Raw genomic sequence first — 16,124 nt, 5'->3', positions numbered from 1 at the left:
ACCTATAACTTTACTAATAGCGGCTTTTGCTATGCCTCGCTACTGAACGAGCAACACGAAGAAGCGACTTCGCGGGCCAGCCAACAGGCAACTTCCATGCATAACCACCTCAAGCAGGACCTCAATTTGGCTGGGTCGGCCAAGGTTTTTACGCTGCCTACCAATGCTGACGCAAGCCCTAACACTAAATCAGGAGCCGCGGCAGAGCGAGCCTCGGCACCAGCGAAAATGTTCTTTGGCCTTATCACGCTGCCCGACGGGAGTTGGCAACTCTCCTATGTGAGCCAAGAGTTCTGTGCTGTGCACGGGTTCTCCCAAGCACACGAGATTACATTGAGAGAAGTGCTATCCGTCATTCACTCCGATGACCGTGACCGCTTCCAGGCATCGTTCACGATGTCCGCTAACGCCGGCGCGCCGTGGCTACATGAGTACCGAGTTGTACAACCTGGCGGCAAGGTAATCTGGCTGTCGGGAAGCGCGTTGCGAAATCGGCCGGATAAGGACGATAGCAGGACCTGGTCTGGCTTTGTTGTAGATATCACCGAAAGAAAACTGCTTGAGGAGAAGTCGCGCTCGCTAACTGAGCGTAACCGACTGCTCATGCGTACGGCAACGGACGGGCTGCACATACTTGACAGCGACGGCTACGTAGTCGAAGTGAGCGACAATTTCGCACGCCTGCTTGGATATACGTCTGCCGAACTTCAAGGCATGCATGTGTCGCACTGGAATGAGAAGTGGGACCACGACGGAAAGTGGGCAAAGCTACATGGAAAAGAAGGAAACTCAACGGTCTATGAAGCGGTCTTTCGGCGAAAGAATGGCCTTCTTTTTCCCGTTGAGGTCTTCTCGTCCACTGCAGCGTTTGGCGGGACAATATACGTCAGCAATACCGCTCACGATGTAAGTGGCCGCAAGCGAGACGAGAATGAGCTAAGGATGGCCGCAGCGGCGTTTGAAGCCAAACAATGCATGTTCATAACAGACGCCGTGCGTCGAGTCATCAAGGTGAACTCCGCCTTCTCCCAGCAGACTGGGTATGAGCCACATGAGACTATCGGGAGACTGCCTCCAATATTCCGGTCTGGCTTATACGACGACACTTACTTCTCCGAAGTATGGAAGCAGGCGCGACAGAAAGGATTCTGGAGCGGCGAGATGCTCAATCGTCGTAAAGACGGGTCCGTTTACCAAGCCAGGGTTTCGCTTACGGTTGTCAATCGTGCAGATGGCGCAATTTCGAGTTACGTCGGAACGGAAGTAGATATCACGGCGGAGAAAGAGGCAGAAAAGCACATCACCAGGCTAGCCTATTACGACGCCCTCACTGGACTGCCAAATCGGCGTTTACTCCAAGAACGATTGAGTCACTCCTCAATTATCAGTCGTCGCACAGGCCTACTCGGTGCACTGCTTTTCATCGACCTGGACAACTTCAAACAGTTGAATGACCAGGCTGGCCATGACGTAGGAGACATGCTCCTCATCCAGGTTGCAAAGCGTTTGACCGGTGGTTTACGAGATGCGGATACCGTTGCCAGACTTGCTGGAGACGAGTTTGTCGTCGTCTTAGAGAACTTGGCAGACAACGCATTGGATGCAGCTCGTTTGGCGGAAGGTGTTAGTTCCAAAATACTTGCAGAGCTTAACGAGCCATATGACCTGCTCGGGCATGAACACAGCTGTACGCCAAGTATCGGCTTCACCCTATTTGGTGAGCGCGATGAAACCGTCGAAGAGCTCATCAAGCGAGCCGACTTGGCTATGTATCACGCTAAGGCAATGGGCCGGAACGGGATACGTTTCTTCGACCTGGAGATGCGGAGGTCTCTAAAGGACCGGGCTACTCGAATAGACGAAATCAAGCGCGGAATCAAGAACCGAGAATTTGAACTCCATTATCAGCCGCAGCTTTCTATGGACGGCACAATCTTTGGCGCAGAGGCACTTGCACGATGGAGGCACCCAACAGCTGGCCTCCTGATGCCAGCGGACTTCATCCCTCTTGCCGAAGAAGCTGGGTTGATAGTCGACCTCGGCCACCTATTGTTAGATATCGCTTGTAACCAGCTGGTTATTTGGTCTCATGTGCCGGCCCTTGTTGAGACATGTATTTCAGTCAACGTAAGTGCCCGGCAATTCCGACAAAAAGACTTTGTCCAGAAGGTGATGGACAAACTGGAGGAGTCAGGCGCTAGACCAGAAAAAATACTTTTAGAAATCACGGAAAGTGTATTAGTCGACAACATCGAAGATACTATTTCGACGATGAACGCATTAAAAGCCGTGGGAATCCACTTCTCTCTGGACGATTTCGGAATCGGTTATTCGTCGTTGTCATATTTAAAACTGTTGCCGTTCGACCAACTGAAGATTGACCGGGCATTCGTTATCGATATTTTAACAAATCCAAAAGACGCCGCGATTGCATCGACTATTGTCTCGCTAGGGAAAAACCTTAATCTCGATGTGGTCGCTGAGGGTGTCGAGTCTACGGAACAACGCGACTTTCTGGAAAAAGTTGGATGCCAGGCCTTCCAAGGCTATCTAATCAGTAAGGCCTTGGAACCGGCACAGTACGAACTTTTCGTCCTCACTCACAAACCCTGACGACGCGGGCTGTGGGTGGCAAGCCTGTCACAGCGTGGCGCACGCCGGGTTCACCAGTTCAGTCGTCAACGCTAAGGTGCCAGCCTCGCTGACCCAGCAAGACTTAACGCATGCAAAGGGAGTTCACAACCCATCTAAGGCAGCAAAAAATCCTTGCAGGAAACTTTAAAGATGTATACGATATACATGTTTAAACCGGCAATGCGATTTTTTTTATCGCAAAAGAAGTATTTCAAATACATTTATCTGTAGGAGTAACTATGCGAACGTTTTCCAACGTTTGGCGCTGCGTAGCGCTAGCAGCAGTGTTTGTCCTTAACGTCGCGCATTCGGTGGATGCTTTCGCCGCGGTGCGCAAGTTTGAGATGAACATCGAAGACACCCGTATCACCTTAGTGGAAAAGCAGCAATATCACACCTTCGCCTTCGCAGGACAGGTCCCGGGTCCTCTGTTCTATGTAGATGAGGGAGACCAGATTGAGGTTAACGTGAACAACGTGACCGCCCTCCCCCACTCGGTGCACTGGCACGGAATGCTGCAAAAGGGGACGTGGAAGATGGATGGTGTCCCTGGCACGACACAAGAAGCAATCAAACCTGGCGAAAGTTTCACGTACAAATTCACCGCCGAACCCTCCGGCACCATGTGGTATCACTGCCACGTCAACGTGAACGAGCATGTCGCACTGCGTGGGATGTGGGGACCGTTCATCGTGCGTCCCAAGAAGCCTACCGCGCTTGAAAAGACCGTCACCAAAGAATTCATCATGATGCTGTCGGACTGGGACTCGAAGTGGTCGATTAAGCCCGGGTTTGGTGGAGTTCCGGGTGACGTTTATGACTTCTTCACTATCAACGGGAAGTCCTTCCCAGACAATCAGCCTCTTCGCGTGAACAAAGGTGACGTAGTCCGTCTGCGGTTCATCGGCGCCGGTGACCTCGTCCACAGCATCCACCTCCACGGCCACATTATGAAAGTGGCCTTCAAGGACGGCTTCCCGTTGGCTAATCCCATCAGCGCAGACACCATCCTCGTCGGCCCAGGCGAGCGTTACGACGTGATTTTCACTGCGGACAATCCTGGTCGTTGGATGATTCACGACCACGTCGACTCCCACACCATGAACGGTGACCGTCCCATGGGCGGGATTATGAGCGTCCTTGAGTACAACGAAATCAAGCCGGACGACTTCTATGACTGGAAAGCCAAGAAATTTGAACCGAACTTCTATTACGAAGAGTCGCTGAAAAAAGGTCCGGGCATCTACACAAATGATGGCTTCAAAGGCCAGGCTGTTCAGTAAAGGGGTGAACTTATGAAAGCTACTCGCCTCCTCTCAGCGCTGACGGTCCTCATCGCCTCCACTTTGAATGCTCAAGCTGCCGACCTGCTTTCACAGCAGTGTGTCTCGTGTCACGCGATTTCGAAGCCGGCCGATACTTCGCTTGAGCGTATGTTAGGCCGCGGTGGACCAGACCTGTACTACGCCGGCAACAAGTTTAATAAAGCATGGCTGCAGGCCTGGCTGCAGAACCCTACGGTGTTACGTCCGGGCGGTGTGATGTATGCCAAGACCGTTAAAGCCGGCGCTGACCGTACGGTCGACACTATCGACGCGTCGAAGGTTCCTGCCCATCCCAAGCTATCTGCAGCAGACGCAGCAATAGCCGCAGACCTGCTCATGGCATTGAAAGTCGACGGGCTGGTCACGCCTGGCGCCTTCAAAAATGAGCCACCAAACTCGATGGCGCCGATGCTGTTTTCGAAGCTTCGTGGATGCACATCATGCCACACCGCTAAGCAAGGGGGCAGTGCAACGTCGGGCCCAGAACTCTACTCCGCTGGCGACCGTCTGCAACCCGACTTCGTCTACGCGTTCACGAAAGACCCGCAGAAGTTCGATGCCCATACGTGGATGCCGACCTTAGGTCTCACGGACAGTGATTTGCAGAAGATTACAGGTCACATCGCAACGCTCAAGACGTCGGAGAAAAAATAATGAGCCTCTTCAACAAGAACTGGGTGCCCCTTGCAATCGCAATTGGGTATGGCCTGTGCGCGGCAGATGCGGTCCATGCCGACGAAGCGCACGCAGTCAAGCTCTACAACACCTACTGCGTGCAGTGCCATGGAATTAACCGCGATGGCAACGGTATCAACAGTGCAGCAATGGCTGTCAAACCACGCGACCACACCGACACCAAGTCGATGGGAGATACGCCAGATGAAACGTTATTCAAGGCCATCAAGGGCGGTGGCTTAGCAGTCAGTAAATCGGTTTTGATGCCCAAATGGGAAGGAGTATTAACGGACGACGACATTAAAGAACTAGTGGCATACCTGCGCGTGGTGAGCAAAACCACATCGAAGTAAATTCAAAACATAGGGAAAATATGAAAAAAATTAGTATGAGTGTAGCCGTCGCCCTGGCTCTCCTCGGTGCGACCGCTGTACAAGCTAAGACCGTCAAAATCACGATGACCGCTAAGGAAGTCGAGCTGCCAATCGACAACAAGGGCACGATGTATCGCTCTTGGACGTACGAAGGCATGGTCCCGGGCCCGGTTGTGCACGTGGAAGAAGGTGACGTCGTCGAGTTCACTCTTTACAACGACAAAACCAGCAAAAACTCCCACTCGATGGACTTCCACGCAGCGCGCGTCGACGTGGTGAAAGACTTCGAGCAAGTGAAGCCGGGCGAGAAAGGCAGCTACACCTTTAAGGCAGATTACCCAGGCGTCTTCTACTACCACTGCGGCGCGGACCCGATGATTCAGCACATCGCTCGCGGCATGTACGGCGCCATCATCGTCGACCCGAAGGACAAAAACGCGATGCCGAAGGCAGACCGTGAATACGTCCTGATTCAGTCGGAACTGTACGCGAACCCTGACAGCCAAGCCGACATGATGGCCAACAAGTGGACGAACGTCATGTTCAACGGCGGCGTCTTCAAATACGACCCGGTCCACGACCCGGCAGCGACCCGTATGCTCCAGGCAAAGCCGGGCGAACGTGTCCGTATTCACTTCATCAACGCTGGCGCAAACGAATTCGCTTCGTTCCACGCTATCGCAGGTATCTGGGACCGCGTCTACCCAAGTGGCAATCCGAAGAACGCTCTGCATGGCCTGCAAAGCTACGTCGTGGGTCCTGGCGACGCGTCCTCGTTCGACATCATCTCGCCGGTCGAAGGCGCAAACGCCTTGGTGACTCACTCGATGCGACAAGCCCTGACTGGCGGCATCGCCATCCTGCAATACACGAAGGACGCTGACCCGAAGATGGGCCGCGGCGACAACATCCTGGTGCGATAAGCACTGCGCTGGCGGGCGGTGCCCGCCAGCTTCAAAAGACGAGAACAATATGGGTATTCAAAGACGACAGTTTCTTCGAGGTCTCACACTTAGCCTGGGAGTTAGCGCAATAGCGTTAGGGACCTACGGTGCGACTACAAGTGCACGAGCTTCTGAGAAGAAAAAGCTCCCGACTACGAATGACCAGGTGATGTACACCTGCCCTATGCATCCACAGATTTTGCAAGACCATCCCGGCAACTGCCCAATCTGTAACATGACGCTGGTGAAAGTAGCTAAGGGTAAGTCCAAACTACACAGCGACGCTGTACACGTTGACTCCCTCGCTCAACAACAGATTGGCGTGAAGCTGGCCACTGCAACGACCGCCACCATTGCACAGTCTATCCGCTCTTTTGCGACCGTAACAGCTGATGAAAGCAAAGTCGTCTCCGTCAATCCCAAGGTAGAAGGGTGGCTACGCAAAGTTGCGATTCAAGGCATCGGGCAGCCAGTCCGCCAGGGTCAGGTTCTCTATGAAATCTACTCACCTGAACTGCAGCAGCGCCAGAGGGAATATATCGACCTGCTAACCCGTAAGGATGGTCTGCTTGGCGACAGCATGACGGTCGTTAGCTCGAACGCGGCCATGGTCGGAAGTCTCGCCAAAGAGAAGTTTCGCGCACGTGCAAGATTGCTCGCCGCGGACATGAGCGAGGACTTAATAAACCTCCTCGAGCAGTCGCGGCGTGTGATAGACGTTGTGCCAGTAAGGGCGGCACACAGCGGAACTATTACGGCCCTCAGCGTCCATGAGGGTAATTACGTCAACCCCATGCAGCAAATTTGTTCCTACGTCGGAACCGATACCGTTTGGGCGGAGGTCTCGCTACTGCCCGACCAAGCGAACCTGATTCGAAATGGTGACCGCGTAGCTGTACGTTCGAGCGTCGATAACGGCCACCTCGAGTACGCGCGTGTATCGATGGACACGCTCCAGTTCGACCCTGTTTCGAGAACGGCGAAGCTCCGGTTTGCTCTCAGGAACGACCGTGGAAACTTCCGTCCTGGCGCGTATGCCGAAGTCACCATCGAGGCTGCCAAGCGCAAGGCTCTACAGATACCGCGTGATGCGCTAATCCGCACTGGACAAGGTGACTTCGTCGTCGTTGCAGAAGCAGACAATCATTTCCGTAGGGTGAAGGTGACCAAGGGCATCGAAAGCGCAGATAACGTGTCAATCCTCTCTGGACTCATAGAGGGCAGCAAGGTAGTCGCAAACGGTCAGTTCTTACTAGACGGCGCAGCCTCCATGCAGGCCCTGCAAGCGCGCCTGGAAAGCCGGCTGTGATTTCCCGAATCATCGTCTGGTCCATACGCAACCGGCTCATGGTGTTGGTGAGCGCCATCGCGCTTTTTGTTGGTGGACTATGGTCATTGCAGCGTCTGTCACTAGACGCTTTGCCCGACCTTTCAGACGTCCAGGTCATCGTTAAGACAGATTACCCGGGCCAAGCTCCTCAGTTGGTCGAAGACCAGGTGACGTACCCGCTTGCTGGCGCCCTCCTCGCTGTCCCTGGTACAAAAGCCGTACGTGGCTTCTCCATGTTCGGAGAGTCATTTGTCTATGTCATTTTCAAAGATGGGACTGACCTCTACTGGGCACGCTCCAGAATCTTAGAAAATCTTGCACAAATGAGCAGCCGCCTGCCGGCCGGTGTCGCGCCGACCTTAGGTCCCGATGCCTCCGGCGTTGGTTGGGTCTTCGAGTACGCACTTATCGATAAAGCTGGAAAAACGCCGCCCGAGAAGCTGCGGGCAATACAGGACTTCTTCCTCAAGCTTGAGCTGCAAAGCGTACCTGGCGTCGCGGAAGTAGCAAGCCTGGGAGGTATGTCACGACAGTTCCAAGTGGACGCTGACCCTGCAGCGCTTGCAGCCCACAAGATTGAAGTAAGCAAAGTGGCTGAAGCACTGCGAGATGCGAACCAATCGTCTGGTGGCTCGCCAATAGAGATGGCTCGAGCTGAGTACTTGGTTCGTTCGAACGGCAACCTCAAAACGATTGATGATTTCCGCAATGTTCCGGTGGCCGGCGACGGTGCGATTGTGCGCCTACAGCAGTTAGCCAACATCAGTATCGGCGCGCAGGCTCGTCGCGGCGTAGCTGACTTGGATGGTAAAGGTGACGTCGTCGGCGGCATCGTAGTTATGAGACATGGAGAGAACGCCCTGGCTACCGTTACAGCCGTAAAGTCGCGTCTCGAGCAGATGAAGAGGTCCCTGCCTCCTGGCGTGGAAATCGTAACCACTTACGACCGCGGCGGACTGATTGAGCGGGCCGTGAGCACGCTGAGAGACAAGCTTCTGGAAGAGTCCATCGCAGTGGCTGTCATATGCGGGATTTTCCTTTTCCGTGTTCGCTCTGCACTCGTCGCGATTGTGACGCTGCCCTTAGGGATACTGGTTGCGCTCTGGATTATGCGGGTTCAAGGTGTGTCCGCTAACGTGATGTCGCTTGGCGGAATCGCCATTGCAGTTGGTGCTATGGTGGACGCCGCGATTGTGATGATTGAAAACATGCACCGCCAACTGGAGATGTCACCTCACAAGGTAGAGAAAGCAGACATTTGGCCGGTAGTCGAAAAGGCGGCGGTAGAGGTTGGCCCTGCCCTGTTCTTTTCCCTCATCATCATCACAGTCTCGTTTCTCCCCGTCTTGACCCTGAGCGGACAAGAACATCGTCTGTTCGCGCCCCTTGCATACACCAAGACCTATGCAATGGCCGCAGCGGCGATGCTCGCTATTACCCTGACCCCGGTTCTGATGGGCTACCTGATAAATGGCAAGCTCGCGAGCGAATCGGCTAACCCGGTCAACACCTTCTTGAAGCGGCTCTACAGGCCAGTGCTGAAAGGCGCACTCGCCTGGCCCCGCTTGTCCATGGTTCTGGCTTTACTCGTCCTCGCAAGCACGGCCCTTCCTTTGCAAAGACTCGGCAGTGAATTCATGCCGCCTTTGGATGAGGGAGACCTACTCTATATGCCAACGACGATGCCTAGTATCTCCGCAGCCGAGGCGTCTGACCTTCTGCGAAGAACCGACCAGATAATTGCCTCGATGCCCGAGGTCGCACGTGTCTTCGGTAAAGCAGGCCACGCTGAAACTGCAACCGACCCAGCTCCGCTGTCGATGTTCGAGACCACTATCCGACTGAAGCCACGCAAAGACTGGCCGAAGGGTTCGGCTCGTACGAATGAAGAGCTCATTGCAAAACTCGACACCGCAGTAAATCTCCCTGGATTCACCAATTCGTGGGGCTTTCCAATTAAGACTCGCATTGACATGCTGTCGACGGGGATTCGCAGCGCGCTAGGAATAAAAATCAGCGGTTCGGACTTTTCCGCACTCGAAAAGCAGGCAGACGAGGTAGCGGCGCTTCTGAGAACACTGCCAGAAACTCGTTCCGTCTTCTCCGACCGAGTCGGAGGTGGGCGCTACATAGACGTTGACATCAACCGCGAAGCGGCAGCGCGCTACGGCCTGTCGGTCGCAATGATACAAGGCAGCCTGCAGAACGTAGTCGGTGGCCAGGTCGTCGGCACGGTCGTCAATGGTCGCGAACGCTATCCGATAACACTGCGCTTCCCAAGCGCTGACAGGGACGGTACAGCTGCGCTCGAGCAGCTTCGATTGACGAACGCCGCCGGCGTCCAAGTGGCATTACAAGAGGTCGCTACGGTAGCTATCAAAGATGGCCCGGTAGAGATAAAGAGCGAAAATGCTCGACCTGTAGCTTACGTGTATGTCGACCTTTCGACTGGCGACGTTGGGAAGTACCTCAAAGAAGCAAAGGAGCTTCTCAATGCCAAACTGCAGCTGGAGCCTGGCACCACGCTGACCTGGCAAGGCCAGTACCTCGCATTTTTGGAGGGGCAAGCGTCACTGATAGCAGCTATCGTCATGACTCTGATTGCCGTTGCCGCCCTTCTCTACCTGCACTTCAAGCATCTTCCTAAGGTCGCGCTGGTCCTGTTGTGCCTGCCATTCTCGGTCAGTGGCGGAATTTGGCTCACTTGGTTGCTCGACTATCAGCTCTCCGTTGCCGTTGTCATCGGTCTGATTGCGCTCGCAGGCGTTGCCACTGAATTCGGCATTGTCATGCTGCTCTATCTCGACCAAGCGCTTGAAGAGAATCCTGAGCATCCTCGTGACGCTATCGTCGCGGGCGCCTTGCTCAGGTTACGGCCGAAGTCGATGACGGTAGCAGTCATCCTTGGCGGACTGCTGCCAGTAATGTTCTCGGACGACGCCGGCGCCGATGTGATGAAGCGAATCGCTGCGCCATTAATTGGCGGGATGGTCACAGCTCCTATGTTTTCGCTTCTTATCATCCCCGTGGTCTACTTTTACCTGAGCCGGAGGAAGCTGTGAAGCGAATCCTTAACCTTCTTCGCTCCATGCGGTTTGCCATCGGCATTTTGGCGGTTGTAGCGGTCGCTTCAAGCATCGGTTCGATACTTGAACAAAATCAGCCGAGCTCTCTGTATGTGAGCAAATACGGGGAAGTTTGGTCAGCTTTCTATTCGCTCTGTGGCCTCGACGACATCTACCACGCTTGGTGGTTCTTTGCGCTCCTTGGCTTCATGACCCTATCGACCGGCCTTTGTGTACTGCAAAATGCGCCTGGGATGTTACGGGACATGCGGAGCTACCGGGAAAACAAAAGCGTCGCCAGCCTCAAAAAGCTTGAGTACAGCGTTCAGTTACAGGATGTCAGTGGTAGCGAACACTTGAAGACAAGGCTGCGTCGGTACCTGAAGACTAAGGGGTATGCGTATCTACTCAGCTCGACACCAGACGGTGCTGTTACGTTAGCGGCACGACGTGGTGCAGCACGCCGCGCCGGCTATTTGCTGGTACATAGCGCCATGGTTCTAATCTGTGTTGGTGGCCTTATCGATGGTAACGTGTTTTTACGTCTGCGTCTCTGGGCAGGAGCGGCAAAGATTGAGACGCATGAGCTCGCGCCGAGCGAGGTGCCAGCAGTCAGCCGTTTGCGCGCCGATGCAGGTTCGTTTAGAGCGACCATGAACGTCGCCGAAGGGAAAGCAAGTAACACTGCCTTGGTGCCTATGGGCGACGGCTACCTTCTGCAAGAACTTCCATTCTCTATTGAGTTGAAGAGATTCAGAGTCGAACACTACGCTAGCGGGCAGCCCAAAGACTTCGCCAGCGATATTGAGATTGTTGACGAAAAAGGTCGACGTCCTGCCATCTTACAGGTCAACAAGCCATACACCTTTCACGGCGTCACCCTGTATCAATCTGGCTTCGCCGACGGGGGAAGCGGGGTTGAAATGGAATGGACGTCTCCTGGACAAGCACCTCAGAAAATCGTAGGCAACGTAGGAAGCAGCACCCCCATTCTCTTGGCAGGTAAGCCCATTACCATTGAGTTCACGGACCTACGACTGATTAACGTCTTCACGAAGGAGGACGGTGGCCCGGCTTCTGGGTGGCATTCGCACGCTAAACCTGGTGAACGGGTCCATGACGTTGGCCCGTCGTTAGCGTTTCGTGTCCGCGACCAGCTTGGTCAAGCCGACGAATGGCTTCTGTATCAAAAGCCTGCAGCTATCGATGGCGCGAACTGGTTTCTCGTTGGCCGACGCTTATCCCAAGAAGGGGCGATGAAATACTGGCGGCTCCCTGCCGACGCGCACTCGAGCCTGACTAGTTACCGCGACTTGGTAGACAAACTTCTCAGCAATGAGTCAAGGGTACAGGCAGCGCAAGCTGTCGCTCGTAGAACAGTTGACCCGAACGTCGCAAGTGCACTGGAAGCCGCTGTTAAGCGCCTCCTAGATACCTTCGCGACGAGTGGGTATGGCGGCGTTGCCAAACTCGTGCCGGCAACGATTCCACAAGAGGAGCGTCTACGGACAGCACAACTTTACGCACAGCTCCTACAGACCGCGGCAGAAAGTGTTGACCCGAGCTTGCCTCCGAGCTTTGTTCACAACGTGCTTAGCTCTTACAGCGAAACGCTTGAAGCAAAGCTTCCTGCAGTTTTCCAGCTGACGAATTTTCACGTTCTCAACGCTTCGGGTATTCAAGTGACGCACGCACCTGGTGCCAATATCGTCTACCTCGGCGCGGCCCTGTTAGCACTCGGTGTGATTGCGATGTATTTCGTACCAGAGCGGCGCTTATGGCTCAGGCTGTTTGACGAAACTCTACTCATTGCATTCACAGCAAACCGCCCAGGTCCTGGGCTGAGCGGGGAATTTCAAAGCATTCAGGATGAAATTAAGTCAATTGCTCTTCTTTCGAGAGAATAACCATGAATATGTACCCGACCATTTCAACGCGGTCACATGACCCGAGAAAAGTTCTTAGCGCAACTTACGTAGTAGCCCTACTCCTAGGCTGTCTCTATGTCTCGATGCGTTTCTGGAGCGACATCGACGTTTATGACATTGCGATTCTAGTCATTAGCCTCCTAGGCATGTCCGCCATGGCGCTAATGTGGCCGTCATTGCAGCCACTAACCGTTGCGTCGGCCGTCTTAAGTCTGATAGCCATCTCCATCTATAGCGGTTCTCTCGAACGTGGCGACCACGCGTTCGTCCTGAAGTATTTTCTTTCTAGTCAGTCTTCCATCATGTGGATGGGCCTGCTGTACTGGAGCGCTACGGTCCTCTATCTATTTGGCTGGCTACGCCAGTCTTCCTCGGGCCTACTCTACGGCAGCCGAGTTGCATGGGTTGGAACGACGGCAGGCCTTACCGGTCTGCTAGTGCGTTGGTACGAGTCCTATCTGCTCGGCGCAGAAGTGGGCCATATCCCAGTGTCGAACTTGTACGAAGTGTTTGTGCTTTTCAGCTTCCTCACTACGCTGCTCTACCTCCACATTGAATGGCAAACCAAGGACCGAAAACTTGGGGGCTTTGCAATGCTGGTGGTAAGCGCTGCTGTAGTGTTCCTATTTAAGTACGGCCAGGGAGCACACGAAATTCAGCCATTGATACCGGCTTTGAAGTCTTACTGGATGAAGGTCCACGTCCCTGCGAACTTCATCGGATACGGCGCATTCTCGTTAGCCGCCATGTTCGGCGGGGCCTGGCTGCTTGCCGGTAACCCGTTCTTTGCGAGCAGGCTTCCTTCCCGTCAATGGCTTGATGAACTGTCTTACAAGTCAGTAGCTTTGGGCTTCGTATTCTTCACGATTGCAACGATTCTTGGTGCACTCTGGGCTGCAGAAGCATGGGGCGGGTACTGGTCCTGGGACCCAAAGGAGACCTGGGCACTAGTTGTCTGGCTCAACTATGCAGCATGGCTTCATGCCCGGTTGGTCAAGAATATCCGCGGTCCACTGTTGGCATGGTGGTCTCTCGTTGGCTTTTGCATAACGCTTTTCGCGTTTGTAGGCGTCAATATGTTCTTGTCTGGCCTACATTCGTATGGTGCACTATGACCGCACAACAGTGGGCTTACCTCATGCTTATTAGCGGCACTGTACTGGCAAATTCAGCGGTGGCACTAACAAATACACCAGCGCGTAACGTCCTTGCGTGGCTGTTCGGCTATGCAGCCTGGATGCTGGCTTTCCACCACATCGCTGTCGACGTCTCCCCGACGGTAACCGCACCTTGGGAGCTTGTAGCGACAAGCTTCGCCTACTTCGGCGTTCTTGCATTCCCAACAATAGTGTGGCGTTACTTCTACCGACGATAAAGATGTATTTAAAATGCTTGTTTAAACTTGCTTAGCGGCATATACTTTGAATCGTCAGCAGAAGTAACGTAAATACCTTACTTCTGCACCAATAACTCTTCGGACGCCCCTGAAACTCTACTTAAGTACCGTACACCAGCGGTACCGGCTTCGTGCGCCCTAACGATTTGTGAACAGGAACTAACAATGAACAGACTTCTTCCCCACCGGTTAGCGCTGCCACTTCTCCTTTGCACGGTCGCTCTACATGTCCATAACGCATATGCAGCTGACGATGAGGCGCCCGCGATGCAGCCTGTAGCTATGGTGATGGTGAGCGGAGGTCGCCCTAGCTCGCTTCCGATGCAAATCGCCACGACAATCGAGAGCATACGAGAAGCTCAGATTGCTGAGTCCATCAACGCCGTCGATTCTGAAGACGTCTTGAAATACTTTCCCAGCCTGACCATCCGTAAGCGTTTCGTCGGCGACTATGACCATGCTGTCTTAGCTAGTAGAGCTTCTGGGACGGGCAACAGCGCTCGTTCGTTGGTGTACGCCGATGGCATCCTGCTCTCTAACTTGCTCGGTAACGGAGCGAGTTATACACCGCGTTGGGGCCTGGTAACCCCCGATGAGATTGACCGAGTCGACGTACTCTACGGTCCGTTTTCAGCGGCCTACCCCGGCAATTCTGTTGGGGCCGTTGTTGACTATCGCACCAGGATGCCGACCAAGCTCGAGGTACATGCACGCCTCACCGGGTTCAGCCAACAATTCAAACAATACTCGTCAAATGATAAGTACAACGGCAAACAAGGCAGCCTTTCAGTAGGCAACAAGGTTGGCCGCTTGGCTTGGTGGGTTTCAGCTAGCCACCTGGAGAACGACGGTCAACCGATTGGCTTTGCAACGAAGGCGGTGAGCGATGGCGTAGCGAGTAACGCAGGAACTGCAGTCACAGGTGCTGTCCATGACCGCAATCCGGCTAATCGCGACTGGCTCGTCCTGGGAGCTACAAACCAGGTCCATACGAAACAGGACCACATCAAGGTCAAGCTTGCATACGACGTCACTCCTGACCTCTTGGCGAGCTACACCCTCGGTTACTGGAAAAATGACGTGGACCGCTCTTCCTCGACATATCTGAAAGATACCCGCGGCAGGCCAGTCACGTTCGGCCCGATAAATATTGAAGGTCGGCAATACAATCTGTCGGCCGCAGACTTCGCGCCGGCGGAGAGCGACCTCGAGCATGTCATGCACGGCTTGACGCTGAAAAGTCACAGCCGCGGCCCATTCAACTGGGAGATTGCAGCGAGTGTCTATGACTATCGGCGCGATGTAACGCGTTCCCCGACAGTGTCTACGGATGGGACTGGTCCAAAAGCAGGAACAATCACAGACCTTCATGGCACTGGATGGACTACCTTAGCGGCTAAAGGTACATGGCGACCTACTCAACATATCGTTGAATTTGGCGTTCAACGCGATGCATATAGCTTACGAACTAACGTATCGAGTACTTCTGAATGGCATGAAGGCGCCGCGGCTAGTCGAGTTTCTGAGTTTGACGGCGATAGCCGTCTCGAGAGCGTCTTCCTTCAAGACACTTGGCGTTTCGCCCCGCTGTGGAAAACCACTATCGGCGGCAGGCTAGAACGCTGGAACGCCTTCGGTGGAACACTAGCAAATGGCAAGACTGTCAAGCATTTCTCTGACCACTCAGAGACAAGCTTTTCTCCCAAATTCGCTCTGGCGCATGAGCTAGCAGAGACCTGGGAAGTTAAGGCGTCTGTCGGTCGAGCTGTGCGGTACCCGACAGTGGCCGAACTGTATCAAGGAGCAATTGTTGAAGATACAGTAATTAACAACGACCCAAATCTTAAGGCAGAAAAATCTTGGACGACTGAACTCAGTCTAGAACATCAGCTGAACAACGGCTTAATTCGCACAACTGTATTTCGTGAGGAAAGCAAAGACGCACTTTACTCGCAACGAAATGTCAACGTGACGCCCAATGTCACGAATATACAAAACGTGCAGCGTATCGGAACCATGGGCGCAGAGTTCGCAGGCCAGTTTGCCAACATACTGCCAAATTTCGACCTCAATACCAGTGCAACATATGCCAGCTCCACCATCGACGCGAATACGAATTTCCCGGGCAGCGTTGGAAAACGCCAGCCTAGAGTTCCGAAGTGGCGAGCCAATGTTCTCGGAACATACCGCCCTATCGATACATGGTCAGTAACTCTAGGCGCTCGATTCAGCGGCCGACAGTTCGGCACTCTTGACAACAGCGACATCAACGCCAACACCTACACTGGCTTCAGCAGCTTTCTCGTAGCAGACCTTAGGGTCCGACACCAGTTTGATAAACAATGGTCAGCTGCACTCGGCATTGACAACATCGGTAACAAAAAATACTGGGCCTATCATCCATACACCCAGAGAACCCTTTTGGCAGAACTTCAATACGACTTACGTTAAAG

The 16,124-nt window shown here is 53.9% G+C and carries 10 protein-coding genes; all 10 read left to right on the top strand.

The features are described from left to right. Positions 1–96 precede the first annotated feature (96 nt). Entirely contained in the window at positions 97–2,613 is a 2,517-nt protein-coding gene (locus AC1DOP_RS01285) for a sensor domain-containing protein (protein WP_477249291.1), read from the top strand. A 260-nt stretch (positions 2,614–2,873) separates the two neighbouring features. Then, positions 2,874–3,917, top strand: a complete 1,044-nt coding sequence (locus AC1DOP_RS01280) for a multicopper oxidase domain-containing protein (protein ID WP_477249289.1) — start codon at positions 2,874–2,876, stop codon at positions 3,915–3,917. Positions 3,918–3,929: 12 nt separating this feature from the next. After that, the gene (locus tag AC1DOP_RS01275) at positions 3,930–4,613 is read left to right on the top strand and encodes a c-type cytochrome (protein ID WP_477249287.1); all 684 of its coding nucleotides are present in this window, start codon (positions 3,930–3,932) and stop codon (positions 4,611–4,613) included. Next, on the top strand, positions 4,613–4,987 hold the full coding sequence (locus AC1DOP_RS01270; RefSeq protein ID WP_477249285.1) for a c-type cytochrome: 375 nt from the start codon (positions 4,613–4,615) through the stop codon (positions 4,985–4,987). The genes AC1DOP_RS01275 and AC1DOP_RS01270 overlap by 1 nt, the downstream gene beginning before the upstream one ends. A gap of 20 nt (positions 4,988–5,007) precedes the next feature. Beyond that, entirely contained in the window at positions 5,008–5,931 is a 924-nt protein-coding gene (locus tag AC1DOP_RS01265) for a multicopper oxidase domain-containing protein (protein ID WP_477249283.1), read from the top strand. Positions 5,932–5,980: 49 nt separating this feature from the next. Beyond that, the gene (locus tag AC1DOP_RS01260) at positions 5,981–7,261 is read left to right on the top strand and encodes an efflux RND transporter periplasmic adaptor subunit (protein WP_477249281.1); all 1,281 of its coding nucleotides are present in this window, start codon (positions 5,981–5,983) and stop codon (positions 7,259–7,261) included. Continuing rightward, positions 7,258–10,344, top strand: coding sequence for an efflux RND transporter permease subunit (locus tag AC1DOP_RS01255; RefSeq protein ID WP_477249279.1), 3,087 nt, complete (start codon positions 7,258–7,260; stop codon positions 10,342–10,344). Before AC1DOP_RS01260 ends, AC1DOP_RS01255 begins: the two co-directional genes overlap by 4 nt. Continuing rightward, positions 10,341–12,254, top strand: a complete 1,914-nt coding sequence (locus AC1DOP_RS01250) for a cytochrome c biogenesis ResB family protein (protein WP_477249277.1) — start codon at positions 10,341–10,343, stop codon at positions 12,252–12,254. Before AC1DOP_RS01255 ends, AC1DOP_RS01250 begins: the two co-directional genes overlap by 4 nt. 104 nt (positions 12,255–12,358) lie before the next feature. Further along, positions 12,359–13,390, top strand: coding sequence for a c-type cytochrome biogenesis protein CcsB (gene ccsB, locus AC1DOP_RS01245; RefSeq protein ID WP_477249275.1), 1,032 nt, complete (start codon positions 12,359–12,361; stop codon positions 13,388–13,390). A 602-nt stretch (positions 13,391–13,992) separates the two neighbouring features. Further along, a complete protein-coding gene (locus AC1DOP_RS01240; RefSeq protein ID WP_477249273.1) occupies positions 13,993–16,122 on the top strand; it encodes a TonB-dependent receptor in 2,130 nt (709 codons plus the stop codon). The last annotated feature ends 2 nt before the right edge of the window (positions 16,123–16,124 follow it).

It is taken from the genome of Massilia sp. 01N410 (genome assembly GCF_056399665.1).
The sequence above is the reverse complement of the archived record's forward strand: the minus strand, read 5'-3'. Positions and strand labels throughout refer to the sequence as shown.